The 283-nt window shown below is 64.7% G+C and carries 1 pseudogene; it reads left to right on the top strand.

The window, feature by feature from the left end:
• Nucleotides 1-52: 52 nt before the first annotated feature.
• A pseudogene (locus EOC06_RS44375) lies at nt 53-283 on the top strand (TIGR01620 family protein); the annotation flags it as partial.

The raw sequence follows: 283 nt of genomic DNA, 5'->3' as shown, positions 1-283 counted from the left end.
CGCATATCAGGCTCGACCGTGCCTTGCAGTTCCTGATTGGAGATCATTTGGCATGATCGCGCCCCGCAAGCCGGCGGCATTCCGCATCGAGCCGGAAGCCACATCAAGACAAACGCACCCACAACCGCGCCCCCAGGCCGATGCCCAGCGCAAACCGCGCGCGATGAAGACCGATGTCGCGATGGTCCTCCCGGCGGAAGTCGATGTCTTCGACGAGCCCGACATCATTGCCGCGGAGCCGCCACCGGCCATTGCCCCCAGGAAAAGCTCGCTGCTCGGCAGC

The organism is Mesorhizobium sp. M7A.F.Ca.MR.362.00.0.0, from assembly GCF_004023175.1.
Taxonomy (GTDB): Bacteria; Pseudomonadota; Alphaproteobacteria; order Rhizobiales; family Rhizobiaceae; genus Mesorhizobium.
Note: the sequence above shows the minus strand (reverse complement) of the source record. Positions and strands in the feature narration are given on the sequence as shown.